At 64.5% G+C, this 25,507-nt stretch carries 23 protein-coding genes; 13 read left to right on the top strand and 10 right to left on the bottom strand.

All coding sequences use genetic code 11. The features are described from left to right. Position 1: 1 nt before the first annotated feature. Positions 2–820 carry a nucleoside triphosphate pyrophosphohydrolase gene (gene mazG, locus G8O24_RS28850; RefSeq protein WP_188105292.1) on the bottom strand — a complete coding sequence of 273 codons (819 nt, stop codon included), beginning with the start codon at positions 818–820 and terminating at the stop codon, positions 2–4. Positions 821–946: 126 nt separating this feature from the next. On the opposite strand from mazG, the gene queC reads away from it, so the two are divergent. After that, positions 947–1,687, top strand: a complete 741-nt coding sequence (gene queC / locus G8O24_RS28845; protein WP_188105290.1) for a 7-cyano-7-deazaguanine synthase QueC — start codon at positions 947–949, stop codon at positions 1,685–1,687. A 149-nt stretch (positions 1,688–1,836) separates the two neighbouring features. Here the strand turns inward: queC and G8O24_RS28840 are convergent, their stop codons facing one another. The 3 genes from G8O24_RS28840 to nthA are packed head-to-tail and all read right to left on the bottom strand — an operon-like array spanning position 1,837 to position 3,493. Further along, a complete protein-coding gene (locus G8O24_RS28840) occupies positions 1,837–2,211 on the bottom strand; it encodes a nitrile hydratase accessory protein (protein WP_191093350.1) in 375 nt (124 codons plus the stop codon). After that, a complete protein-coding gene (gene nthB, locus G8O24_RS28835; protein ID WP_188105286.1) occupies positions 2,211–2,870 on the bottom strand; it encodes a nitrile hydratase subunit beta in 660 nt (219 codons plus the stop codon). The genes G8O24_RS28840 and nthB overlap by 1 nt, the downstream gene beginning before the upstream one ends. Then, positions 2,867–3,493, bottom strand: coding sequence for a nitrile hydratase subunit alpha (gene nthA / locus G8O24_RS28830; RefSeq protein WP_188105308.1), 627 nt, complete (start codon positions 3,491–3,493; stop codon positions 2,867–2,869). The genes nthB and nthA overlap by 4 nt, the downstream gene beginning before the upstream one ends. A 189-nt stretch (positions 3,494–3,682) precedes the next feature. On the opposite strand from nthA, the gene G8O24_RS28825 reads away from it, so the two are divergent. The 4 genes from G8O24_RS28825 (at position 3,683) to G8O24_RS28810 (ending at position 7,969) form a co-directional block, all read left to right on the top strand. Continuing rightward, entirely contained in the window at positions 3,683–5,158 is a 1,476-nt protein-coding gene (locus tag G8O24_RS28825) for a DASS family sodium-coupled anion symporter (protein ID WP_188105284.1), read from the top strand. 246 nt (positions 5,159–5,404) lie between these two features. Next, positions 5,405–6,511 carry a methionine ABC transporter ATP-binding protein gene (locus G8O24_RS28820; protein ID WP_244646038.1) on the top strand — a complete coding sequence of 369 codons (1,107 nt, stop codon included), beginning with the start codon at positions 5,405–5,407 and terminating at the stop codon, positions 6,509–6,511. After that, complete coding sequence (locus G8O24_RS28815; RefSeq protein ID WP_188105280.1) at positions 6,501–7,166, top strand: methionine ABC transporter permease; 666 nt, start codon at positions 6,501–6,503, stop codon at positions 7,164–7,166. The genes G8O24_RS28820 and G8O24_RS28815 overlap by 11 nt, the downstream gene beginning before the upstream one ends. 29 nt (positions 7,167–7,195) lie before the next feature. Continuing rightward, positions 7,196–7,969: a MetQ/NlpA family ABC transporter substrate-binding protein gene (locus G8O24_RS28810; protein WP_188105278.1), complete on the top strand. Its 774-nt coding sequence runs from the start codon at positions 7,196–7,198 to the stop codon at positions 7,967–7,969. Between the two features lie 29 nt (positions 7,970–7,998). On the opposite strand, the gene G8O24_RS28805 is transcribed toward G8O24_RS28810, so the two are convergent. Next, positions 7,999–8,982 carry a helix-turn-helix domain-containing protein gene (locus G8O24_RS28805; RefSeq protein WP_188105276.1) on the bottom strand — a complete coding sequence of 328 codons (984 nt, stop codon included), beginning with the start codon at positions 8,980–8,982 and terminating at the stop codon, positions 7,999–8,001. A gap of 161 nt (positions 8,983–9,143) precedes the next feature. Between G8O24_RS28805 and G8O24_RS28800 the strand changes: the two genes are divergently transcribed. Further along, positions 9,144–10,340: a serine hydrolase domain-containing protein gene (locus G8O24_RS28800; RefSeq protein WP_188105274.1), complete on the top strand. Its 1,197-nt coding sequence runs from the start codon at positions 9,144–9,146 to the stop codon at positions 10,338–10,340. Between the two features lie 15 nt (positions 10,341–10,355). Further along, the gene (locus G8O24_RS28795; RefSeq protein ID WP_188105273.1) at positions 10,356–12,341 is read left to right on the top strand and encodes a primary-amine oxidase; all 1,986 of its coding nucleotides are present in this window, start codon (positions 10,356–10,358) and stop codon (positions 12,339–12,341) included. On the opposite strand, the gene G8O24_RS28790 is transcribed toward G8O24_RS28795, so the two are convergent. Next, positions 12,338–12,910: a helix-turn-helix domain-containing protein gene (locus G8O24_RS28790; RefSeq protein ID WP_188105270.1), complete on the bottom strand. Its 573-nt coding sequence runs from the start codon at positions 12,908–12,910 to the stop codon at positions 12,338–12,340. The two genes, G8O24_RS28795 and G8O24_RS28790, sit on opposite strands and share 4 nt — an antisense overlap. 204 nt (positions 12,911–13,114) lie before the next feature. On the opposite strand from G8O24_RS28790, the gene G8O24_RS28785 reads away from it, so the two are divergent. Beyond that, positions 13,115–13,945, top strand: coding sequence for a hypothetical protein (locus G8O24_RS28785; protein WP_188105269.1), 831 nt, complete (start codon positions 13,115–13,117; stop codon positions 13,943–13,945). Here the strand turns inward: G8O24_RS28785 and G8O24_RS28780 are convergent. Both G8O24_RS28780 and G8O24_RS28775 read right to left on the bottom strand, forming a co-directional pair. Further along, positions 13,942–14,109: a hypothetical protein gene (locus G8O24_RS28780; protein WP_188105267.1), complete on the bottom strand. Its 168-nt coding sequence runs from the start codon at positions 14,107–14,109 to the stop codon at positions 13,942–13,944. The genes G8O24_RS28785 and G8O24_RS28780 overlap by 4 nt on opposite strands. Positions 14,110–14,132: 23 nt before the next feature. Next, positions 14,133–14,348, bottom strand: coding sequence for a hypothetical protein (locus G8O24_RS28775; RefSeq protein ID WP_188105265.1), 216 nt, complete (start codon positions 14,346–14,348; stop codon positions 14,133–14,135). Positions 14,349–14,604: 256 nt separating this feature from the next. On the opposite strand from G8O24_RS28775, the gene ftsH reads away from it, so the two are divergent. The 5 genes from ftsH to G8O24_RS28750 all read left to right on the top strand — a co-directional run bounded on the left by ftsH (position 14,605) and on the right by G8O24_RS28750 (position 23,667). Next, positions 14,605–16,431 carry an ATP-dependent zinc metalloprotease FtsH gene (gene ftsH / locus G8O24_RS28770; protein ID WP_191093354.1) on the top strand — a complete coding sequence of 609 codons (1,827 nt, stop codon included), beginning with the start codon at positions 14,605–14,607 and terminating at the stop codon, positions 16,429–16,431. 317 nt (positions 16,432–16,748) lie between these two features. Beyond that, complete coding sequence (locus G8O24_RS28765) at positions 16,749–18,575, top strand: tannase/feruloyl esterase family alpha/beta hydrolase (RefSeq protein ID WP_188105261.1); 1,827 nt, start codon at positions 16,749–16,751, stop codon at positions 18,573–18,575. Between the two features lie 490 nt (positions 18,576–19,065). Beyond that, positions 19,066–20,085 (top strand): TRAP transporter substrate-binding protein, encoded by a 1,020-nt coding sequence (locus G8O24_RS28760; RefSeq protein WP_188105259.1) that lies wholly within the window; start codon positions 19,066–19,068, stop codon positions 20,083–20,085. 15 nt (positions 20,086–20,100) lie between these two features. Then, positions 20,101–21,990 (top strand): TRAP transporter large permease, encoded by a 1,890-nt coding sequence (locus G8O24_RS28755; RefSeq protein ID WP_188105257.1) that lies wholly within the window; start codon positions 20,101–20,103, stop codon positions 21,988–21,990. 24 nt (positions 21,991–22,014) lie between these two features. Further along, positions 22,015–23,667, top strand: a complete 1,653-nt coding sequence (locus G8O24_RS28750) for an acyl-CoA synthetase (protein ID WP_188105255.1) — start codon at positions 22,015–22,017, stop codon at positions 23,665–23,667. A gap of 136 nt (positions 23,668–23,803) precedes the next feature. Here the strand turns inward: G8O24_RS28750 and G8O24_RS28745 are convergent, their stop codons facing one another. Next, positions 23,804–24,601 (bottom strand): MBL fold metallo-hydrolase, encoded by a 798-nt coding sequence (locus tag G8O24_RS28745; protein WP_188105253.1) that lies wholly within the window; start codon positions 24,599–24,601, stop codon positions 23,804–23,806. A 13-nt stretch (positions 24,602–24,614) separates the two neighbouring features. Beyond that, complete coding sequence (locus G8O24_RS28740) at positions 24,615–25,391, bottom strand: TatD family hydrolase (RefSeq protein WP_188105252.1); 777 nt, start codon at positions 25,389–25,391, stop codon at positions 24,615–24,617. Positions 25,392–25,507: the final 116 nt, after the last annotated feature.

Here is a 25,507-nt window from a genome sequence, read left to right as displayed (position 1 = left end):
ATCAGCTTGCCGTCTTCGCCGCATTCCACAGAGCGTCCATCTCGGCGAGGGACGCCTGCTCCAACGTGCGCCCCTGCGCTGCCAGCGTCTGCTCGATATAGGCAAACCGCCGCTCGAACTTCGCGTTGGTGGCCCGCAATGCGGCTTCCGGGTCGGCATCGACGTGGCGGGCGAGGTTGACGAGGGCAAACATGAGATCGCCGGTCTCCTCCGCGATCTCCTGCTTGTCGTTGCGATCCAGCGCAGCTTCGATCTCGTCGGCTTCCTCGCGGATCTTTTGCAGCACAGCGCGCGGATCGTTCCAGTCGAAGCCAACGGTGGACGCCTTGCGTTGCAGCTCCATGGCGCGCGTCAGCGCTGGCTGGCCGGCCTTGATGCCCGATAGCAGCGACTTGTGCGGCGGTGCCGCCTCCGGCGGCCGGCGCGCGGCGCGCTCGGCTTTTTCCTCGGCCTTGATGCGATCCCAGACTTCCTTGACATGATGTGCGGCGAGATTGCCGTCCTTGTCGGCGAAGACATGGGGATGGCGCCGGATCATTTTCCGCGTGATGGCTTCGACGACATCCCCAAAGGAGAACGCATTCTGCTCTTCGGCCATCTGGGCGTGGAACACCACCTGCAACAGCAGGTCGCCCAGTTCCTCGCGGAGATCGTCGAGATCGCCGCGATCGATGGCGTCGACCACCTCATAGGCTTCCTCGATCGTATAGGGCGCGATCGTCGCAAAGTTCTGCTCGAGGTCCCAGGGGCAGCCGGTCACGGGCGTGCGCAGCGCCGCCATGATCTCGATCAGGCGGGAAATGTCGCGGGAAGGGGTCATTGGGGGGCAGTCTCCTGGGTCCGAAACCTTATGCCAAAAGCGGGCCGCCGTTCCCAGCAGGGCGGGGCGGAACAGGGTGATTTCCACTGATTGGCTGATAGGTCCCGCAGTGCTAAAGCGCGGTCCATGAGTGACGCATTTTCATCACAGACCGCGCTGGTGCTGTTCTCCGGCGGACAGGATTCCACCACCTGCCTCGCCTGGGCGCTGAGCCGCTTCGCCCGCGTCGAGACGCTGGGGTTCGAATACGGGCAACGCCATGCCGTCGAGCTCGACTGCCGCGAGTGGCTGTTCGACGGCATCAAGGGCCTTCGCGCGGATTGGGCCGCAAAGCTCGGCGAGAGCCACACGCTGTCGATCCCGACGCTGGCCGCAGTGTCCGAGACGGCGCTGACGCGCGACGTCGCCATCGCGATGGGCGCCGACGGCCTGCCCAACACTTTCGTGCCGGGCCGCAACCTCGTGTTCCTGACCTTCGCCGCCGCGCTGGCCTATCGGCGTGGCATTACCCACATCGTCGGCGGCATGTGCGAGACCGACTATTCCGGCTATCCCGATTGCCGCGACGAGACCATCCGCGCCATGCAATCAGCACTCTCACTCGGCATGGCGAGAGCCTTCGAGCTGCACACGCCGCTGATGTGGATCGACAAGGCCGCGACGTGGAAGCTAGCGCACGACCTCGGCGGCGATGCACTGGTCGATCTGATCCGCGAGCAATCGCACACCTGCTATCTCGGCGAACGCGGCGCACGGCATGAGTGGGGCTATGGCTGCGGCGAGTGTCCGGCGTGCGGCCTGCGGGCGAAAGGCTGGCGGGAGTTTGTGGCGGGGAAAGTAGCGCCAAGTGCACCGTCGTCATCCTGAGGCGCGCGCTCTTGCGCGCCTCGAAGGATGGGCCGCAAGCGCGCCCGGAGCCCATCCTTCGAGGCTTCACCTTGCGATGCTGGGCATCGCAAGGCTCGCACCTCAGGATGACGGCAGAGTGATGGCTGGAGTACGATGATGGTGAAGAGCTATCCGAAATCCTCGTCCCGCAGTTCGATCGGCTTGCCGTGCGGCGTGCGGTCCGCGGCATGATCCCAGGCATCGCGATAGCGATGCAGCGTGTCCATCGAGGCGACGCCCTTGCGGGCGACGAGGCCCTCCAGCGTGGCGAGCCAGTGCAGATAATAGGTCTCGCCCGTATCGGGGTCGCCCGCGGCCTGTGCGCGCTTGATCTCGTCGGCGAGCGCCGCGGCCCATTCCGGCCAAGTGAACACGCCGCGGTCATGCAACGTCAGCGCCATCGCAAAGGCCTGCGCTTCCCAGGGTGCGCGGAACACCGGGCCGTCGTCGTCGCGCGGAATGCTCGGAATCGCCGCCGTCGCGGCCGCGGCGCTGCTGCTCATCACGCCGGGTCCAGATAGGGCTCGAACGCGTCGATCGAGACCTTCAAGGTCGGATCGCCATCCGCGCCCCAGAGATCGCGGCCCTCGAACACGACCGTGTAGAGCCATTGCGGATTCTCGCCGCGCTCCATCGCCGCCGTGTCGGGAAATACATGGCAGCCGTGGTTCAGCTCGATCACGCCGACATGGCCGCGGACATAGCGCGGCAGCCTTGTGTGCGTTGTGGGATGGATGTTTTTCGCACGGACGCGATCGCCAATGTTGAATTTGGCGGGAGCGGGGGCGGGGCGGGCGAATTGGCCGCGCACCATGATGCGCTCGACCTGGCCGAGATCGAACTTGCCGTGCTTGAGGGCCTTGCCGGGCTGCTTCGCATGGCCGGCAGCGACCTCCTCTCTCGTGAGGTAGCCCTTGTCGATCAGCATCTCCTCGAGGCCAAGGAACCATTTCTTGTAATACGAGCTCGACAGATACACGTGCGGCGGGATCGTTTCGCGATAGAAGCGCGAGGTGTCGATGTTGAAGGCGCCGGCCGCGCCCATCGCGCGCACCATCGCCAGCACGCGCGACTCCCAATCCGCGTGGAAGACAGGCTCGTCGGCCTCGGGCTCGACCTTGCCGAACCCGTCCATGCCGCCCATGTCGTGCACGCCATTCATGACGGCGCTCCCGGCGTCCGCGGGAATCCCGTGCCGATCATGGAATCGCGCGTCACGAGCTCGGCGAGCTGCGCCTCGCTCCAACCTTCCGTTCCTGCAGGGCGCATCGGCAGCACCAGGAAGCGCGTCTCGGCGGTGGAATCCCACACCCGGATCTCGATGGCGTCAGGCACGCTCACGCCGAAATCGGCGAGCACGCCGCGCGGGTCCTTGACTGCGCGCGAGCGGTAGGGCGAGGCCTTGTACCAGACCGGCGGCAGCCCCAGCATTTCCCAGGGATAGCAGGAGCACAGCGTGCACACGACCATGTTGTGACGCTGCGGCGTGTTCTCGACCACGACGAGATGGTCGCCAACGCGGCTGACATGGCCGAGCGTGCCGATCGCCTTGCTGCCGTCCTCCAGCAGCGCCTTCTTGAAGGCGGGATCGGTCCAGGCCTTGGCGACGACACGCGCGCCGTTATGCGGACCGATCTTGGTCTCATAGGCCTGGATGATGGCGTCGAGCGCCGCGGGCTCGACATAGCCTTTTTCGGTCAGGACAGTCTCGAGCGCGCGCACGCGCAGCTCGGTCTCCGACAGTTCGGAATGGTCGTGATCGTGGTGGGAATGATCGTGGCTCATGGCGGGAAGATAGGCGCTTTGGTCCGTCGCTGTCGAGGCCCGCCGATCGGCCGTCATGCAGCAGACGAGATGCGGGCGGATCTCGATCCAAGCCATTGATCGCGCCGCGGACAGTCCGTATACGCCGCATTGGAACAACGCGGCCGGGCAACGGACCGCTACACGCGATGACAAACGGGGGGAGGGTCCATGACCGCTAGCGCGCCGGCACCCGAGGGACGAGGGTTTCGCTGGAAGCTGGTTGCACCGCTCGCGGTGTGGCTCGTGATCTATCTCTGCCCGGTGCCGGCGGGCCTCAACGTCAATCAATGGCACTATTTTGCCGTGTTCGCAGCCGTCATCACCGGGCTGATCCTGGAATCGATGCCGGTCGGTGCGGTCGGCCTGATCGGGCTCACGGTCGCAGGCGTCGGTGGCTATATCGATGCCGATCCCAATAAATCGCTGCGCTGGATGCTAGGGGGCTTCGCCGAGAGCACGGTGTGGCTGATCGTCGGCGCCTTCGTGTTCTCGATCGGCTATCGCAAGAGCCAGCTCGGCCGGCGCATCGCGCTGGTGCTGGTGCGACGCCTCGGCACCAACACGCTCGGGCTCGGCTATGCGGTGGCGATGTCGGACTTCCTGCTGGCGCCGGCGACGCCCTCCAACACCGCGCGCAGCGGCGGCATCGTCTATCCCATCATCAGCAACATTCCCCGCATCTATGGCTCCGAGCCGGGGCCGACGGCCGGCAAGATCGGCACCTATGTGATGTGGACCGCGTTCGCGGCGACCGCGATCACGAGCTCGCTGTTCTTCACCGCGCTGGCGCCGAACGCGGCCGCGCTTGCGATCGCCAAGAAGACCGTCGGGGTCGAGGTGAGCTGGGCGCAGTGGTTCACGGGCTTTGCGCCGCTCGGCCTGCTGCTGATGATCCTGGTGCCGCTGCTCAGCTATCTCGTCTGCCGTCCGGAGGTGAAGCGCAGCCCCGAGATTTCCGACTGGGCCGCCAAGGAACTCAGCCAGATGGGCCCGATGTCGCGGAACGAATGGATCATGCTGGCGCTGATCATCCTGGCGATGTTCCTGTGGATCGCGGGTTCGAGCCCGGACATCCATGTGCCGATTCTGGGCTCGAACTTCGTCAATGCCACCACCGTCGTCTTCATCGTGATCTCGCTGATGCTGGTCACCGGCGTGATCGAATTCGCCGACATCGTCAGCGAAAAAAGCGCCTGGGAGGTGTTCTTCTATTTCACCTCGCTGCTGACGCTGGCCTCGGGCCTCAACGAGATCGGCTTCATCACATGGTTCGCCAATGAATTCGCAAAGCCGCTCACGGGGCTCAGCCCGTCGACCGCGATGATCCTCTTGGTCGCGCTGTTCTTCTGGATCCACTATTTCTTCTCGAGCATCACCTCGCATGCGGCCGCCGTGCTGCCGGTGGTGCTCGCGGTCGGCTCCGGCATTCCCGATCTGCCGGTAACCACGCTGGCGATGCTCTGCATGTATTCGCTCGGCCTGATGGGCGTGATTTCGCCTTACGCGACCGGCCCGGCGCCGATGTATTACGGCAGCGGTTATATCGGGAAGGGCCAGTTCTGGGGCTTCGGCCTGATCTTCGGCGTGCTCTATTTCGCCGGGCTGTTGCTGATCGTGCTGCCCTGGTTGTCCATGGCCCGGTGAGCCCGCCGCAAGCCGATACGCTTCGGAAGGAGAATTTTCTTCCCGGACCGGGGATTGAGGAAAACTTCGCCCAATCCTCGCAAATATCTGAAATTGCACAAAAGACCGGAAAAGGCGATGGTGTGCTGCAGTGCAGCGTCGCGATCGAGCGGCCTGCGTTTGTTGTATTTTCCGTCGCCTGGTCAGAGACCCGGTGCTCGCATGCCTTTCCGGCGGGCGGGCTGATCGTCCATGAAAGCCGCTTCCATGAATGCGCACCCATCGCTGGTGATCGGACAGCCGATCGAGATCCGAGACGCCGCGGCCCAGCCGGAGGCGATGGTTCGGTTCGAGACCGTCTCGAAGACCTATCCGGCCTATCGCGGCAAGCCCGGCGTCGTTGCGCTGCAAGGCATCGACTTCGCCATCGCGCGCGGCTCCATCACCGGCGTGATCGGCCGTTCCGGCGCCGGCAAGTCGAGCCTGGTGCGGTTGATCAACGGTCTGGAGAAACCGACGACGGGCCGCGTCGTGGTCGACAACAGGGACATCTCAGCGCTCACGGGCCGCGATCTGCGGCTCGCGCAGCGCTCGATCGGCATGATCTTCCAGCATTTCAACCTGTTGTCCTCGCGCACCGCGGCCGACAACATCGCGCTGCCGCTGGAGATCGCCGGCTGGTCGAAGGCCGACATCAAGACACGCGTGACCGAACTGCTCGCACTGGTCGGCATCGCCGACAAGCACGACCGCTATCCGTCCGAACTCTCCGGCGGCCAGAAGCAGCGCGTCGGCATTGCCCGCGCGCTGGCGACAAGGCCGGACGTGCTGCTGTCGGACGAGGCAACCTCGGCGCTCGATCCGCAAACCACGCGCGCGATCCTCGATCTGCTTGCCAACATCAACCGCGAGCTGGGCGTGACCATCGTGCTGATCACCCATGAGATGTCGGTGGTGCGCCAGCTCGCCAAGGAAGTCGTCGTGCTCGACGCCGGCCACGTCGTCGAGAGCGGCCATGTCGCCGACATCTTCACCCATCCCAAACATCCGATCACGCAGTCGTTCCTGGCCGAAGTGACCGGCGACAGCCTGCCGGTCTCGCTCGCCAGCCGCATCGTGCAGGAGCCGGGCAGCCAAGCCGTGATCCGCGTCCAGGTGCGCGGGGCAGGGGCCGGCGACACGCTGATTGCGCGGCTCGCCCGCGAGCTCGGCCTCGACGTCTCGCTGCTGTCGGCGCGCATCGACGAGATCGGCGGCCAGCATGTGGGCTCGCTGGTGCTCGGCATTCCCGGCGGCGAGGGCGCGGCCGCGCGCACGCAGGCCTGGCTGTCTCATCATCAATTCTCGGCGGAGCGTCTCGGCTATGTCGCCTGAACTCATCAACCTGATCGTCCAGGCGACCTTCGAAAGCCTGTACATGGTCGGCATCGCCGCGCTGCTCGGCACCGCGTTCGGCCTGCCGCTCGGCGTGTTCCTGGCGACCAGCCGCAAGGGCGAGCTGTTCGCGGCTGCTGCCGTCAATCGCGTGCTCGGCATCGTCGTCAATGCGACGCGCTCCACGCCCTTCATCATCCTGGTCGTCGCCATCATCCCGTTCACCCGACTCGTGGCCGGAACCTCGATCGGATCGACCGCGGCGATCGTGCCGTTGACCATCGCATCGACGCCGTTCATCGCCCGTCTCGTCGAAGGGGCGATCCGCGAGGTCGATGCCGGACTGATCGAGACCGCGTCCTCGTTCGGCGCTTCGCCGCTCCAGATCGTGTTCAAGGTGCTGATCCCCGAAGCGCTGCCCGGCCTGTTGCTGGCGCTGACGCTCGCAGTCGTCAGCCTGCTCGGCTACTCCGCCATGGTCGGCGCGGTCGGCGGCGGGGGCCTGGGCGATCTCGGCATCCGCTACGGCTACCAGCGCTTCATGCCGGAGATGATGCTGGCCGTCGTGGTCGTGTTGATCGCGCTGGTGCAGCTCGTGCAGAGCGCGGGCGACTATCTGGCGCGCCGGGTCAATCGCCGGCTGCGGCATCGCTGATCCCAATCGTTTCGAAACGGAGACTATTCATGCGTTTTCTCGCAACCCTTGCGGCTGCAGCCTTGTTTGCGACAACGGCGACCGCCGAGACCATTCGCGTCGGCGTCACCGCCGGTCCGCATGCCGAAGTCCTCGACGTCGTGAAGAAGGTCGGCGCCGAGCGCGGCCTCGACATCAAGGTGGTCGAGTTCACTGATTATGTGATTCCGAACCAGGCGCTGGCACTGAAGGACCTGGAGGCCAATTCGTTCCAGCACGAGCCTTACTTGAAGAACCAGATCGCCAAGACCGGCTGGAAGATCGTCAAGGTCGCCAACACCATCGGCTCGCCGCAGGGCGTCTATTCACAGAAATACAAGAAACTGGCTGATTTGCCGGAAGGCGCCCGCGTCGCCATCGCCAACGATCCATCCAACGGCGCCCGGGGCCTGATGATCCTGGCGCTGCATGGTCTGATCAAGCTGAAGGATCCGAACAGCGTCTCCTCGACGATTGCTGATATCACCGACAACCCGAAGAAGCTCCGCTTCGTCGAGCTCGACGCCGCCCAGCTGCCACGCGCGCTCCAGGATGTCGATCTCGTCTCCATCAACAACAATTACGCCGTGCAGGCCGGGCTCAATCCGGCCGTCGACGCGATTGCGCGGGAGAACCCTGACGGCCCCTGGGTCAACATCCTCGCCGTCCGCGAGGAGGACAAGGACAAGCCCTGGGTGAAGCAGCTGATCGAAGCCTACCACTCTGATCAGGTGAAGGCGTTCTTGGAGACGCGCTTCAAAGGAACCTATCTGCCGACCTGGTAGGGAAGCAGGCGCGTCGGGAAATAGTCGCGTCAGGAAGCAGTCTTGGCGCGCCGCCGCGTCTCCGAGGGCAATTCGGAGAAATGGCGCTTGTAGTCGAGCGAGAACTGGCTGAAGTGCCAGAAGCCGTGCTGCACGGCGATGTCGTAGACAGACCCATCAACGCCGCGCTTGAGATCGCGCCGCACGCCGTTCAGCCGCATCGCCCGCCAATAATGCATCGGGCTCGTGCCCAACACCTCCTGGAAGCAATAGCCGAGCTTGCGCGGGCTGGCGCCGACCGCCTTGCAGACGTCGAGCAGCGAGAGTGAGCGGTCGCCGCTGCCATGCATCAGCGCGCGGGCGCGATCGACGGTTCGCTTGCGCGCTGCGGCACTCCGGCCGGGATTGGTCGGGCGCGCCGTCGGCAGCATGTCCATGATCTCGACGAGGAGAGCATCTTCCAATGCTCGGCCGGCGGCCGCATCATCGAAATGGCCGGGCGCAGCCGTGATGGTGTCCTGGATGGCGGCGAGATGCGCGCGCAGCCGCGCAACCGGCGCCTCCGCCATGTCGATCGCCCGCAACTGGTGCCAGACCGCGCGAGGCAGCTCGATGTCGAAGATGGCGGCGAGTTCCTCGATCAGCGCCGCGCTGGTCACGACACCGCGAAATTCGAACGCCTTCGGCGTGCACATGTCGACCTCGGCGTCGATGCAGGCAATCACCTGGCCGCCCGCGACACTGGCACCGTTGCAATTGACCTCGCCGTCGCCGTGCCAGGGCAGGCCGATGCCGAAGCTGCCGGCCCCTAGCTGGCCGTATTGGCGGACCTGCTGGCTGGTGATTTCGCGGAACACCTCAAGGCGGGGCAATGAGAGCTGGGCGAAGCTGCCTGCGAACGCGCCGGCGCTGATCTGGTCGTAGCTCAGCCGCCAGCGGCCGAGCGCGGCGCAATGCTCATCCACGTCGGTGCTGTTCGCCTGAAACAGGCTGGCAGCCGAGTCCTGAATCGGAAGAGTTGCGCTCAAGACCATGACAGCACGTTGGAATCTGCAGGCAAACCATCGCCAGAGTGGCACGGCCACGCCTCCTGTCCAGCAAAATATTGCCGGATCTCGATAACGCCTGATGGCGCCGGTGTGCAGTGTTGTCCTGGTCCCGGCATCGGAGCCGGGAGCCCGTGCGGAGGACCGAGATGCGACCGACCGATGTGATGCGCGGCAGCCCGCCCGCGCCCGAGGCCCAGGTGACCCGCGCCAACTGGCGTAGTTTTCCGGCCATCCGCTGGGGCTTCACACACGTTCGCGAAGTGTTGCCGACCGCCGAAATCCGCCGCTCGGCCCAGCCAACCCCGATCCCGAGCGCCCCGCGTGAGCTCGCAAAACTCAGCTTCACCGCACCTGACGGCAAGGCAACCACCATCGAGGCGACGCTGCGCGAGACCTTTGCAGATGCGCTGCTGGTGATGCACCGGGGCACCTTGATCCACGAATGGTATGGTGAGGGCATGAGCGCGACCACGCCGCACCTGATCTGTTCGATCAGCAAGGCGATCGCGGGCACGCTTGGCGGCGTACTCGCCGCGCGCGGCCTGATCGACCCCGAGGCGAGGGTGGTGCGCTACGTGCCGGAGCTCGAGACCTCGGTCTACAGCACCTGCACGGTCCGCAATCTGCTCGACATGGCCGTCGCCATCCAATTCGAGGAGGACTACGAGGACCCCGCCGGCGACGTCGCCCGCTATCGCTTCGCCTCCGGCTGGGACGTGCCGCCGCCAGGCATCGAGCCCAGCCATCAGCGCGCCTATCTCACCACGCTTCGCGGCACCGGCAAGCCACATGGCAAGGTGTTCCACTACGTCTCGACCAACACCGAAGTGCTCGGCTGGGTCTATGAGCGTGCCTGCGGCGTGCCTTACCCTCGCGTCCTCTCCGAATATCTCTGGCAGCCCCTGGGCGCGGAGGAGGACGGCTCGCTCACGCTCGACAGCCACGGCATGGGCCGCATCGCCGGCGGCATCTCGGTCACTGCGCGCGACCTGCTGCGCTTCGGCGAGATGATGCGCAATCGCGGCGTGGTGGAGGGGCGGCAGGTGGTGCCGGGCTGGTGGATCGACGACATCAGGGAGAACGGCGATCCCAAGGCCTGGGCCGATGGCGACCTCGCCGAGTTCTTTCCGGGCGCGCGCTATCGCAGCAAATGGTTCACGATCGACCCGGCGCGGAACGCGCTCACCGCCATCGGCATCCACGGCCAGCATCTCCTTGTCGATCTCGACTCGGACACGGTCATCGTCAAGCTCGCGACGCAGCCCAAGGCGATGGACGTGCCGGTCGACCAGCGCTGGTTCGCGGCCTTCGGCGCCATCACCACGCATCTCGTCCCACGCTGATCCCTGGAGATCACAATGCTCGATACCGTCAAAGCCAGATCGCAGGCGCAGGCCGCGACGCCGCATCCGCTCGATCCGTTGACCGCAGATGAGATCGCCTCGGCCTGCGCGCTTGTGCGTGCGGCCGCCGCTTCGCCGGAAAACTGCCGTTTCCCGACGGTGCGGCTGGAAGAGCCGACCAAGCAGGAGCTGGCGGCGGGCGGCACCTCGCGGCGTGCCTTCGCCCTGACGCTCGACGTGGTGACGGGCGAGGCGATCGAGCACATCGTCGATCTCGCTTGTAGCAAGATCGTCGCGCGCAAGGTCATTCCCATCAGCGAGGCGCCCTATGGGCAACCTTCGGTGATGCTGGAGGAATTCTTCAAGTGCGAGGCCGTGGTGAAGGCCGATCCCGGATGGCGCGCGGCGATGGTTCGGCGCGGGCTCACCGACAAGGACATCGAGCTGGTCCAGGTCGATCCCTTCTCCTCAGGGTTCTTCGATCTCGGGTATGAGCGCGGCGCGCGCATCGTTCGCGCCGTCAGCTTCTTTCGCGAGCACCTCCAGGACAACGGCTATGCCCATCCCATCGAGGGGGTGGTCGCCGTCGTCGATCTCATCGGGGGCAGGGTGATCGACCTCACCGACGAGGATCCGATCGTGCCGATCCCGCGCAAGAAGCGGAATTATGGCGCGCATGAAGTCGCGAATCCGCGCACCGACATCAAGCCGCTGAATATCGAGCAGCCGGAAGGGCCGAGCTTCGAGGTGAACGGCTGGAAGGTCGACTGGCAGAAATGGAGTTTTCGCGTCGGCTTCACGCCGCGCGAGGGGCTGGTGCTGCATCAGCTCGCCTACCAGGACGGCGCGCGCAAGCGTTCGCTGATCCATCGCGCCAGCGTCACCGAGATGGTGGTGCCCTATGCAGACCCGACCGCGAACCATTTCTGGAAGTCGGCGTTCGACGCCGGCGAATACGGGCTCGGCATGCTTGCCAACGCGCTCGAACTCGGCTGCGACTGCCTCGGCCACATCCATTATTTCGACGTCCCGGCCGCCGACAACAATGGCAAGCCCTTCGTCATGCAGAACGCCATCTGTATGCATGAAGAGGACTACGGAATTGCCTGGAAACACTACGAATTCCGGAACGGCCTGTTCGAGGTCCGCAGGTCCCGGCGGCTCGTCATCTCGTTCTTTGCGACCGTCGGCAATTACGATTACGGCTTCTACTGGTACCTCTACCAGGACGGCACGATCCAGCTCGAGACCAAACTCACCGGTATCATCCAGACCGCCGCCGTGCCCTCGGGCGAAAAATACAAATGGGGCGGCATGGTCGACGATAACATCGGCGGCCCCACGCACCAGCACTTCTTCAACGTGCGCCTGCACATGGATCTCGACGGCGGCGGCAACATGGTGAGCGAGCATGAGTTCGTGCCGCGGCCCTGGGGTGCGGACAATCCGCACGGCAACGTGTTCGACACCACGACGCGCGTGCTGTCGCGCGAGCGGGATGCCGCGGCCATTGCCAATGGCGAGACCGGCCGGTTCTGGAAGATCAGCAATCCCAACGAGACCAATTCGGTCGGCAATGCGCCGGCCTACAAGCTCATGGTCAATCCGAGCCCGCTGATGCTGGCGCAGGAAGGCAGCTACGTGCGGAGGCGTGGCGGGTTTGCGACCAAGCATGTCTGGGTGACGGCGTTCGATCCCGCCGAGAAATACGCCAGCGGCGACTATCCCAACAACCACGCCGGCGGCGATGGGCTGCCGCGCTACGCCGCGCAGAACCGCAACATCGAGAACACGGATATCGTGGTGTGGCACTCCTTCGGCCACACCCATATCTGCAAGCCCGAGGATTTTCCGATCATGCCGGTCGAATATGCCGGCTTCACGCTGAAGCCGACCGGCTTTTTCGCGGCCAACGCCGCTGGTGACATCCCGCCGGACCGCAACAGCCGCAGCGTGCTGGCAGGCGACCGGCAGGCCGCGTCGTGCTGTCACAAGGACTAACGCAGCAGGGCGTCCACAGACTCGTACGGGTGTAGCTCAGCGGGCGGCAAGGCAATCAATGTCGGGCCCGCAACGAGCGAATCGAGATCGACCAGAAACAGATCGGCCATGTGGGTGAGCTGATGCAGCGGGATGCTGATCTCGCCGCGTTCGGCAGATGCGACAAATTCGGGCGAGACGCCGACGAGGTTCGCAATCTGCGCCTCGGTATAGCCGCGCGCCTCGCGGGCAGCTTTGACCTGCGCACCAATGTGGCACCTGTGCAGAGCCTGTTCTTCCTCGGTCATCATGAGGGCCTGCTCGTCCGCGCTGGCGACGCCATCGGCGAACGCGACGCCGAGCAGCCGCCGCTTCTGCCAGGCCACGCGGCAGGCCTTGCGCAAGCCGTCGGCGAAAATCAGCGTGGCCTCTTTCGGAAACGCCAGCGACCAATCGAGCTTCAGCCGCGCGCCCGTGCCGGAGACGTCAGCGATGGTGCAGGGGATGCTGACGGTGCTCCTGGCTCCGTCGAATTCGATAATCCCGGTTCTCGCCGTGGATTGCCTGGTCGCAGCACGCAGCTCGCTCATGGACGTCGCCCCCGGGATGCCCAGCATCCACCGAAAACACTGAGGGTAATTTTACCGCCGGGGTTCCCGGGGCTCAATCGAACCCGCAGGGCATGGTGAAGGATTGGTTCTCCGGCGGCGCGGCTACGGCGTCCTGGATGAACCTTCGGGCCCGGCGCGGCCACAAAGCCAGGAGATCGCTCCCTGGCTTGCCTGGACTTTGCAATGAGATCGCTTGCCTTCCTCTGCCTGTTTGCCTTCGCCACTTCAGCGCGTGCGGCCTCTCCCGAGCAGCACTATCTCGACTTGCGCGACCGCTACATCGCAACATTCGCCAAAGCCAAGGAGAGCGACGAGACCATCAAGCAGCATGACGCGGCGCTCAACGAACTGACCGGTGTGTTGCACGGCCTGGTGGGCCCGGTCACGATCAAGGACATCACGATCAAGGGCTTGCCGGCGGAGGGCAAGTCGAACGTCGACACGCTATTCAAGGGCGATATCGGCTTCGGCCATCTCGACGGGCTCGCCTTTGCAACCGAAGGCGACAAGCAGCAGGCCGTGGTGACCACGACATCCCTGCTCAAGCACTGGCTTGCCGAACACCGCAAGGACGGCATGCCGCAGGAGATCGATGCGGCGTTCCGCTCGGACCGCTTCTACTACCAGGCGATCCAGGACGCGGCCTTCGCCAAATATGCCGAGCTGCCGATCACAAAGCCCGCATCTGCGAGCGTCGCTGTGGCCGTGCTCGGCGTCCGCGGCAATGGTGACCTCAAGGGGCCCCCGCATGAAATCGATGTGGTCGCGATCCAGGGCGACAAGGTCTACTTCCTCGCGGCAACCGAGGCCGTGAAGACGGCCGAGATCCCGGCTTGCGAGAAGGTCTGGAAGCGGATGATGGCGCGGAAGGTCCCGCAGGATTCCATGGCGCTGGAAGACCAGGCGATGGACGCCTACACCAAGTGCTTCGCCAGGGAAGCAGCCAGCCAGAGCTGGTTCGCGGCGGCCGTCAAGAAGGCGCAGAGCCAGATGGAGCTGCTGCCGCTGCGCTAGAGGCGGGACGATCCCTGCGACCTGACCTCACCGTTCGCCACGCGACGGTGGCCAGACGGCACGGTTCGCTTGGCGAATCTGGCGATGGACGAGGAAAACAGCGTCAGTTCGAGCACCCCGTAGAGCGCGAGCACCATCAGCGCCTTGATCGCCTCATTGGTCATGTCGTGTCCTCCCCCAGTTCGATCTAGATCGGATGCTTGTTCAGCCGCGCCAGTTCAGTCACCGCATGGCCTGGATGAGCCCTAAACACAGTCTGTGTGGCCGTGGCACGCGCATCGACTTCCGGATGAGCGAGGCGGGCGGTCAGCGTTATCGCCATGATCACAAGACTGGTGAGCAGAGCGAATACGACCACCTTCAGGTGGGTCGCCTTGTCTGCGGTGTAGACCGAGTGATTCATTGTAGGCTCCATCGTCCACGAGCCGAATGCGTGCTGGCAGGATTGTTTTAGCGGGCCAATCGGACGATCGAAATTCGGGCGCATAACCTAAGGAACTATCCGGAGGGCCGTGCAAGCGCGCGGGACACGCGGCTGGCGCCGCGTTGACCTGAGTCAAGCGGAGGTCACCGCTGCGCAGGTAGCGTTTGATCGAAACCGAATTCGATGGGAGAAGCGGGTGGAGCCTGAACAGATATCGCGCAAGCAGACCATAGCGATGGCTCTGATCTTCGTGGGCGGCATGCTGCTCGTCCTGTTTCAGTTCTTTTCGACGGCGTACAATTCCGTCGAGGCCATCCCGTACAGCCAGTTCGAGCAATTGCTGGCTCAAGACAAGCTCGCCGAAGTGTCCGTCGGAGCGGACACCATCCAGGGAAAACTGAAGGAACCGCTCCCGAGCGGAAAATCGGCGTTCGTCACGGCGCGGGTTGATCTCGCCTTGGCCGAAAAGCTCGCGGCAAAGGGTGTCAGCGTAACGGGCGTTCCGGCCAGCGGCGGACTGCAAGGCCTGCTGTCCTGGATCTTCCCGGTCATCGTCTTCGTCGTGATCTGGTTTTGGCTCGGTCGCAGCATGACCGGCGGCCAGGGTTTCGGGGGATTGATGGCGATCGGGAAGTCCCGGGCCAAGGTCTATGTCGAAAAGGACATCAAGGTCACCTTCGCCGATGTTGCCGGCGTCGACGAGGCGAAGTTCGAGCTTCAGGAAGTCGTTTCGTTTCTGAAGGATCCGAAGAGCTATGGCCGTTTGGGCGCTCACGTCCCGAAGGGCATCCTCTTGGTGGGGCCGCCGGGCACCGGGAAGACCCTGCTGGCGCGCGCGGTCGCTGGCGAGGCCGCCGTCCCGTTCTTCTCGATTTCCGGTTCGGAATTCGTCGAGATGTTCGTCGGGGTCGGCGCGGCGCGCGTTCGGGACCTGTTTGAGCAAGCCCGGAAGGCTGCGCCCTGCATCATCTTCGTGGACGAGCTCGATGCGCTGGGACGCAGCCGCGGGCCGCTGTCGGTCGGCGGCTATGACGAGAAGGAGCAGACCCTCAACCAGCTCCTGTCGGAGCTGGATGGGTTCGATCCGAGCGCCGGGGTCATCCTGCTCGCAGCCACCAACCGGCCCGAGATCCTGGATCCCGCGCTGCTGCGCGCCGGGAGGTTCGATCGACAGGTCCTCGTCGACCGGCCCGACAAGAACGGACGCGTTGCCATTCTCAAGGTGCACGTCCACAAGATCCACACGGGCGAGGATGTCGATCTTGAGAAGGTCGCCGGCCTCACCACCGGCTTCACCGGAGCCGATCTCGCCAACCTCGTCAACGAGGCTGCAATCGCCGCGACCAGACGAAAAGCCGAGGAGGTCTCGTTCGCCGACTTCATGACGGCGATCGAGCGAATCGTGGCCGGCATCGAAAAGAAGAGCAGGGTGCTGGCCCCGAACGAGCGGCGCAGGGTTGCCTACCACGAGATGGGACATGCCCTCGTCGCTGCGAGCCTGCCCGGCGTCGATCCGGTGCAGAAGGTGTCGATCATCCCACGCGGTATCGGGGCCCTCGGCTATACCATCCAGCGTCCGACCGAGGACAGGTTCCTGCTCACGATCGAGGAGCTGAAGAACCGCATCGCCGTGTTGATGGGAGGACGCGCGTCCGAGCGCCTGATTTTCGATGGGGCCATTTCCACCGGCGCCGCCGATGATCTTCAACGGGCGACCGAGATCGCCATCGAGATGGTGACGAAATACGGCATGGACGACACGGTCGGGCAACGCACCTATGCGCCGAAACCGCAGGCGTTTATGGCTGCCACCCAGGATACCATCGTGGCGGCTGCGGAAGCGACGGGCCGCGAGATCGATGTTGCCGTGCGCAACCTTGTCGAGGAGGGCGATCGTCGCGCCCGCGACATCCTGCAACAGCGACGCGCCGACCTTGACGCCGGCGTCACATTGCTGATCGCCAACGAGACGGTGACCGCGGAGCAGTTTGCGCCGTTGCTTGCCAAGACCACCGAGACGGCGCCGCAACGAAGCCGACCGACGCCGGTGGGCGCCCTATGACTTCGAACGAGATGACGTCGAACTAGCGGACCCAGGCCCGGCCTCGCCGTATCTGGCACGGCCGCCGAGCGTCGCAACGCGCCGCTCAACGGCGATCTTTCGCGTGAGCGAGCCGGACCCGCCGCAACCCGAATCCACACCGCAACGGTTCACTGCGCGCTTGCTGGAGCGCCACCTGAGCCGGAAGTGGGGGCTCCCCGGGGGCCCGGGCAGAAATAACACCATGTTAAGTCCGTGTCACAATTGGATAATTGTGCCAGGTCGGCAACACGCTATCGTCGGCCCAACAGAAAACAATAAGCGAAGGGAGAGAACCGATGCCGATCGCACGAAGGAATTTTTGGGCAATATTGCTGGTGGCTGCGACCTGCCAAGTGACATCGGCGAGCGCCGAGCCGATGGCTTGTGACGACGGCATCAAGGCTGCCTTCCATCCCGACGAGATCACGACCGTGATCGCGGTCCGCCAAGTCAAGAAGGGTGAGGAGGTGTTGGCGCCCGATTCGCCGAAGCCGATCACGGCGGCAGCCGATCTTTGCCTCGTGAAGCTGCTGGTCGGTCCCGGCGTCACGGCTGAGAAAGACAGGACCGCGCCCTCTTATTCGGAAGGCATCGGCATCGAGGTCTGGCTGCCGACGCAGGCGAACTGGAACGAGCGCATCCGCAACTATGGCGGCGGCGGCTGGGTCGGTGGCGGCCATCGCTACGCCGACAAGATCGGCAGCAAGGTGCCGGCGATCGTCAATGCCAATATCGGTTATGCCTCGGGGACGACGGATGCCGGCCAGCCCTGGTATCAGGACGGCTCATTCGGCTTCCTCTCCGACGGCAAGGTCAATGTCGAGGGCTTCCGCGACTTCGCGGTGCGGGCGATGGTCGAGCAGGCGGTCAAGACCAAAGCGCTGGTCAATCTCTACTACGGCAAGGCGCCGAAATTCGTCTACTACGACGGACACTCGCAGGGTGGCCGCCAGGGCTTGAAGATCCTGCAGGAGTATCCGGAGCTCTATGACGGCTACCTGATCGCGCAGCCTGCGCCGAACATCGCGAAATTCGGCACCACCAGCCTCTATCCGCAGATTGTGATGAAGACCGAGCTCGGCTTCACTGCAATCAACAAGCCGGAGGCCGCCGCTTTCGCCGCCAAGGTCGAGGCCGCCAACAGGCGCGCCGTTGCGACCTGCGACAAGGCCGGCCTCGGCTTCCTGCTTGATCCCTTTGCCTGCGACTACAATCCCGCCCGTGACGCGGTGCTGCTCTGTGCGGGCGAAGCGGGCGAGGGCGTCACCGGCAGCAATGCCGACAAGGCGACCTGCATGAGCGCGAAGGAGGCGGGTGCCCTCAACAAGATCTGGTATGGCGCGACCCGCGACGGCAGCGTCGATCCGGCCCAGACGGCGGAAGCCCGCAGCGGCAAGGCGCTCGGCGTGAAGCAGCTGTGGTGGACGTTTACCAGGGGCACGTCGATCTCGATGCAGATCACGAGCGCGTCGACCGACAATTTTGCGCTCGGCATGCAGGACGTCAGCTACGCCGCCGATGCCAGCGCGACGTCAGCCATTCCGATCACCAACACCTCGACCGCCCAGCGCAACCGCTGGCTCGAGCTCGACTATGCCGGCTTCGCTGCCGGCGTCGACAAGAACGTCGCGCTCCAGCCCACGCTGTTCAGCAATCTGATCACCGACAGAGCCGATCTCTCCAAGCTGCGCGATCTCGGCCGCAAGGTGATCGTGTGGAGCGGACTTGCGGATGATGCGATCCCGCCGGCCGGCAACGTCAACTATCACGAGCGCGTGCTTGCTGCGATGGGCGGCGATACCGAGGTCGCAAAATTCATGCGGATGTATCTGGTGCCGGGCGCCGCGCATTCCTCGCAGGGCCGCTCGTACACCGTGACCGGCAAGAACGACGCCGTGCCGCTGCCGAAGCTGCCGGGCAACGCCAACCAAACGCCGACGCGCGACCAGGACCAGTTCTTCTCCGCATTGACCGATTGGGTCGAGAAGGGCGTGGCGCCGGGCGAGATCAATTTGACCTCGCGCGATGGCAGTGTGAGCTATCCGGTCTGCGTCTATCCCCAGCGGACGACGTGGGACGGCCATGGCCCGGCGACGCAGCCCTCGAGCTTCAGCTGCCGCTAATCCCCAAAGCATGGGGGCACCGATACGTGATTGTTGCGACATCTCGCCGAGGCCATCCGTTCTTCGGCGAGAGCGATCCGCGAACTCAGCTTGCCTTGGCCATGGAGGCTTGGCCATGGAGGCGCTGGAACAGGCCGGGGGTTCCGGCTCGTCGCTGTCCGCCCATATCCGTAATTCGCATAAGGTATATTATGGAATATATTTATATCAAATAAGATCAAATATTTAGGCGGGATTGCTGCCATGCCGCCTTCGTTCCAGCACCAATCTTGGTTGGCCAACGCTATGTCGCCTGCGAACTTGGCGGCTACTGTGCATGGGGTTGTTTTCGCGTTTTGGATCGTGGCCGACCACACCGAAAGCGGATGTTGCCGCGACGTCGCCCGGCTGCAATAAGCGAGCTTCGCGAGATCGCAGATGACTGCCGACCCGGCGTCCGTATAGGTTTGCATCTCACAACAAGAACAAACTTCCGAGGAAGCACAGACCCATGAGTTTTTCCCGCCGCACGCTTCTCAAGGCCTCCGCCGCGACCGCCGTTTTCGGCGGCGTCAGCGCGCCCTATGTGGCCCGTGCCCAGGCTGCCGAGTTCACCTACAAATACGCCAACAACCTGCCTGACACCCATCCCCTGAACGTGCGCGCCCGGGAGATGGCGGCGGCGATCAAGGCCGAAACCAACGGCAAGTTTGACCTCCAGATCTTCCCGAACAACCAGCTCGGCTCCGACACCGACATGCTGAGCCAGATCCGCTCCGGCGGCGTCGAGTTCTTCACGCTGTCGGGCCTGATCCTGTCGACCCTGGTGCCGGCCGCCTCGATCAACGGCATCGGCTTCGCGTTCCCGGACTACGACACGGTCTGGAAGGCCATGGACGGCGATCTCGGCGCCCATGTCCGCGGCGAGATCAAGAAGGCCGGCCTCGAGGTCATGGACAAGATCTGGGACAACGGCTTCCGCCAGACCACGTCCTCGACCAAGCCGATCAATGGTCCTGACGACTTCAAGGGCTTCAAGATCCGCGTGCCGGTGTCGCCGCTCTGGACCTCGATGTTCAAGGCGTTCGACGCCGCGCCCGCCTCGATCAATTTCAGCGAGGTCTATTCGGCGCTGCAGACCAAGATCGTCGAGGGCCAGGAGAACCCGCTGGCGATCATCTCGACCGCCAAGCTCTACGAGGTGCAGAAATACTGCTCGCTGACCAACCACATGTGGGACGGCTTCTGGTTCCTGGCCAACCGGAGAGCCTGGAGCGCGCTGCCGGAGGACGTCCGCACCATCGTCGCCAAGAACATCAATGCCGCCGCCGTCAAGGAGCGCGAGGACACCGCCAAGCTCAATGCCAATCTGCAGCAGGAGCTCGCGGGCAAGGGCCTGACCTTCAACCAGCCGACCGTCGCGCCGTTCCGCGACAAGCTGCGGACCGCCGGCTTCTATGCCGAGTGGAAGAGCAAATATGGTGACCAGGCCTGGGACCTCTTGGAAAAGGCCGTCGGCAAGCTGTCGTAACGCGTTGGGGCCGTCATGGCTCATATCGAGGTCGAGGTGATCGAAGTGGCGGGCGAGGTGGCTGTTCAGTCCCCTCGCCGACCTTCCTTGCTGGCCTCGGCGGAGCGCCTCCTCGGCCTCCTGGTCGAAATCCCGGCGGCCATTCTGGTGGTCGCCGAGATCGTGATCCTGTTCGCCGGCGTGGTCGCGCGCTACGGCCTGCACCGGCCGCTGATCTGGTCGGACGAACTCGCCTCGATCCTGTTCCTGTGGCTCGCCATGCTGGGCGCGGCGGTGGCGTTCCGCCGCTCCGAGCACATGCGCATGACCGCCGTGGTCGCGAGCGCCGGACGGGCGATGCGGGCCTATCTCGACCTGGTCGCGACCGCTGCGGCGCTGGCGTTCCTGGCGCTGATCGTGTGGCCGTCCTGGGACTACGCCTACGAGGAAAGCTTCATCACGACGCCGGCGCTGCAGATCTCGAACATGTGGCGCGCCGCGGCGCTGCCATCAGGCGTCTGCCTGATGGCGGTGTTCGCGTTGCTGCGGCTGCTGCGGGCAGCCGATCTGCGCATGGTGCTGGCGGCCGTCGTTTCGGTTGCCGTCGTCGTGGGCCTGTTCTGGCTGGCGCAGCCTTATTTGCGGCCACTCGGCAATCTCAACCTCGTCATCTTCTTCGTCGGCGTTGCCGGCTTCTGCGTCTTTGCCGGTGTTCCCATTGCGTTCGGCTTTGGACTCGCCATCTTCGGCTACCTGGCACTGACCACGCGCACGCCCGTGATGGTGCTGGTCGGGCGGATGGACGAGGGCATGAGCCACCTGATCCTGCTGTCGGTGCCGCTGTTCGTGTTCTTGGGGCTCTTGATCGAGATGACCGGCATGGCGCGGGCCATGGTGGCCTTCCTGGCGAGCCTGCTCGGCCATGTCAGAGGCGGCCTGCATTACGTGCTGGTCGGCGCCATGTACCTGGTCTCGGGCATATCAGGCGCCAAGGCCGCCGACATGGCCGCGGTCGCGCCCGTGCTGTTCCCGGAGATGAAGCAGCGCGGCGCTAGGCCCGGCGATCTGGTCGCACTGCTCGCGGCGACGGGCGCACAGACCGAGACCATTCCCCCCAGCCTCGTGCTGATCACCATCGGCTCGGTCACCGGCGTCTCGATTGCGGCGCTGTTCACCGGCGGCCTCCTGCCCGGCGTCGTGCTCGCGGTCACGCTCTGCATGCTGGTGTGGTGGCGCTACCGCCACGAGGACATGAGTCACGTCCGCCGCGCCACGGCATCCGAAATCGGCGAGACCTTCGTCGTCGCCCTGCCCGCACTCGCGCTGCCCTTCGTGATCCGCTACGCCGTGGTCGAGGGCATTGCGACGGCGACCGAGGTCTCCACCATCGGCATCGTCTATGGCGCCCTGGTCGGCCTGCTCGTCTACCGCCGCTTCGACTGGCGGCGGCTGTTTCCGATGCTGGTCGAGACGGCGGCGCTATCGGGGGCGATCCTGCTCATCATCGGCACGGCCACAGGCATGGCCTGGGGCCTGACCCAATCCGGCTTCTCGCGTTCGCTGGCATCCGCCATGACCGGATTGCCGGGCGGGGCTGCGGCTTTCATCGCCGTCTCCATCCTGGCCTTCACCATCCTCGGCAGCGTGCTGGAGGGGATCCCTGCGATCGTGCTGTTCGGGCCGCTGCTTTTTCCGATCGCCCGCGCCGTCGGCGTGCACGAGGTGCACTACGCCATGGTGATCATTCTGGCGATGGGTATCGGGTTATTCGCCCCGCCCTTCGGCGTCGGCTATTATGCGGCCTGTGCCATCGGACGCGTCGATCCGGCCGAGGGCATCAAGCCGATCTGGGGCTATCTGCTGGCACTGCTGGTGGGACTGATCGTCGTCGCGGTCTTTCCCTGGATCTCGATCGGATTCCTGTAAGGCGACCTGTCAAGGAGAGTGTCGATGAGCGAGCGGCAGAACCAGTACAATATCGGCCTCGACAAGACCCGCGCCAACTACGTGCCGCTGTCGCCGTTGAGCTTCCTGGCCCGCAGCGCCGCGGTCTATCCGGATCACGTCAGCACGGTCTATGAAGGCCGCAGCTTCACATGGCGCGAGACGCATGAGCGCTGCAGGCGCTTTGCATCGTATCTCGCCGGCAAGGGCATCGGCGTCGGCGACACCGTTGCGGCGATGCTGCCGAACATCCCGGCGATGAACGAGGCGCACTTTGCCGTCCCCATGACCGGCGCCGTGCTCAACGCACTCAACATCCGCCTCGATGCGCCCTCGATCGCGTTCCAGCTCGACCATGGCGGCGCCAGGATCATCCTGGTCGATCCCGAATTCTCCGGCGTGATCACCGACGCGCTGGCGCAGATGACCGGACCAAGGCCCTTCGTGATCGACGTCGACGACGCTGCCTTCAAGGACGGCAAGCGGATCGGCGAGATCGAGTATGAAGCGGCCCTCGCGCAAGGCGATCCGAATTTCATCGCCATTACACCGAACGACGAATGGGACGCCATCGCGCTGAGCTATACCTCGGGCACGACGGGCAATCCCAAGGGCGTCGTCACCCATCATCGCGGCGCCTACCTCAACGCAGTCAGCAACATCCTCGCCGGCAATCTCGGCCAGCATCCGGTCTATCTCTGGACCCTGCCGATGTTCCACTGCAACGGCTGGTGCTTCCCCTGGACCGTCGCGGCGGCCGCCGGCATCAATGTCTGCCTGCGCAAGGTCGAGCCAACCAAGATCTTCGAGCTGATCAGGCAGCACGGCGTCACGCATATGTGCGGCGCTCCGATTGTCTATAATGTCCTGATCAACGCGCCCGATGCTCCGAAGGGCAACGCCGCGCGCCGCGTCGTCGGATTGATTGCGGGCGCCGCGCCTCCGGTCGCGGTGCTGGAGGGTGCGGAAAACATCGGCATCAAACTCACACATGTCTACGGTCTGACGGAAGTCTACGGCCCCGCCTCCGTCTGCGCCGAGCAGCCCGGCTGGGACGAGCTTCCCGCCGCCGAGCGCGCGCGCATGAAGCGGCGGCAGGGCGTGCCCTACCCGCTTCAGGAAAGCGTCACCGTCATCAATCCGCAGACCATGCAGAAAGTGCCACGCGATGGCGAGACGATCGGCGAGGTCATGTTCCGCGGCAATATCGTGATGAAGGGCTACCTGAAGAACGAGAAGGCAACCAGGGAAGCATTCGAGGGCGGCTGGTTTCACACCGGCGATCTCGGCGTACTCGACGAGCACGGTTACGTCACCATCAAGGACCGTTCCAAGGACATCATCATCTCCGGCGGCGAGAACGTTTCGTCAGTGGAGGTCGAGGACATCCTCTACAAGCACCCGGCCGTGCTGTTCGCGGCCGTGGTCGCCAAGCCCGATCCGAAATGGGGCGAAGTGCCCTGCGCCTTCGTCGAGCTCAAGGAAGGCGCCAGCGCGAGCGAGGCCGACATCATCGCCTTCTGCCGCGCGCATATGAGCGGCTTCAAGACGCCGAAGGCGGTCGTGTTCGGGCCGATCCCGAAGACGTCGACCGGCAAGATCCAGAAATTCCTGCTGCGCAACGAGGTCGGCTCCGCCAAGGCGATCTCGGCGGGATAACTCCGGGACAAGATCGGACGTCGCTCGAAGACGCTCTAAAGCGCGATGAGATTAGGATGAATCGTCATCGCGCTTTAGGCTATTGTTTGAGCATGATCTTTTCGGAAAACCGCTTCGCACTTTTCCGGATCATGCTCTAATGCGTCTCCAGCCGCAAGCCATCATAGGCCGGCACCACGCCCGCGGGCAGCGTCTGCCTGATCACCTCGTAATCGACGTCGGCCGTCATGTTGGTGATGACGGCCCGCTTCGGCTTGAAGCGCTCGATCCAGGACAGCGCGTCGTTGATGCTGAAATGGCTGGGATGGCCGGTGTAGCGCAGGCCGTCGACGATCCAGAGGTCGAGGTTTTCCAGAGCGCCCCAGCTCTCGCGCGGGATATCATTGAGGTCGGGCGTGTAGGCGGCGTTGCCGATGCGATAGCCGAGCGCGGGGATGTTGCCGTGCTGGACCAGGAAGGCGGTCATCGTCACCGCGCCGCCCTTCCCCAGAATGGTCTGGCTTTCGCCCGCCTCAATTGAGTGCCGGTTGAGGATCGGCGGATAGTCACTTCCCTCGGGCGAGATGAAGCAATAGGAGAACCGCGCCATGATGTCCTTGGCGGTCGACTGGTTGAAGTAGACCGGAATGCGCTTGCGCATGTGGATCACGACCGAGCGCAGATCGTCCATGCCGTGCGTCTGGTCGGCATGCTCATGCGTCAAAAACACCGCATCGATATGGTCTACATCCGTCGAGATCAATTGCTCGCGCAAATCAGGCGAGGTGTCGATCACGATGCGCGTGGTGCCGTGGTGTGACGTCTGCTCGACCAGCAGCGAGCAGCGGCGACGGCGGTTCTTCGGATTCGCGGGGTCGCAGGCGCCCCAGCCGAGTGCCGGGCGCGGCACGCCGGCGGAGGAGCCGCACCCCAGGATCGTCAGCGTCAGCGTCATCAGGCTCAGAACCTCAAGCTTTCACCTTGGAGAACAGGCGGAAGAAGTTTTCGCTGGTCTGGCGTGAGATCTCCTCGAGCGACACGCCGCGCGTCTCGGCAAGCACCTTGGCGACCTCGACCACATAGGCCGGCTCGTTGCGCTTGCCCCTGAACTTGCCCGGCGCAAGGTAGGGCGAGTCTGTTTCAACCAGAATACGGTCAGACGGCAACTCCGCCGCCAGCGCGCGCAAGACATCCGACTTCTTGAAGGTCAGGATGCCCGTGAAGCCGATGTACAGCCCGAGCGACACCGCCTTCAGCGCCAGCTCGCGCCCGCCGGTGTAACAATGCAGCACGGCGCGAAACGATCCTTTGGCGGTTTCCTCCTCCAGGATGCGGGCGCAGTCCTCATCCGCTTCGCGGGTGTGGATCACCAGCGGCAGGCCGGTGGCGCGAGCCGCCGCGATATGGGCGCGAAAGCCCCGCGCCTGGGCCTCCGGCGAGCCATCGTCATAGAAATAGTCGAGCCCGGCTTCGCCGAGCGCGACAACCTTTGGATGCTGCGTCAGCGCGATCAGCTCATCCGGCGAAATGCCGTCCTCCTCATCCGCGTTGTGCGGATGAGTGCCGACCGAGCAATAGACGTCGTCGTAACGCCCGGCGATGGCGAGGAGCTGATCGAGCTTCCGCACCCGCGTCGAGATCGTGACCATGCGCCCGATGCCGGCCGCACGGGCACGCGACACGATCCCGTCGAGATCCTCCGTAAAGTCCGGAAAATCCAGATGGCAGTGACTATCGACCAGCATTTCCGAATATCGCTTTCCAAGAAGAGGCCCGAGGCCAGGACCAGCCCTTTCACAGGTAGGGGAAGCCTGCAGGGACGTCAACGGGACCGAAAACCCTCATTCGGCCGGTTCCGGAA

It is taken from the genome of Bradyrhizobium campsiandrae (assembly GCF_014529705.1).
Classification (GTDB): Bacteria; Pseudomonadota; Alphaproteobacteria; order Rhizobiales; family Xanthobacteraceae; genus Bradyrhizobium; species Bradyrhizobium campsiandrae.
This window is presented reverse-complemented; position numbering and strand designations above follow the sequence as displayed.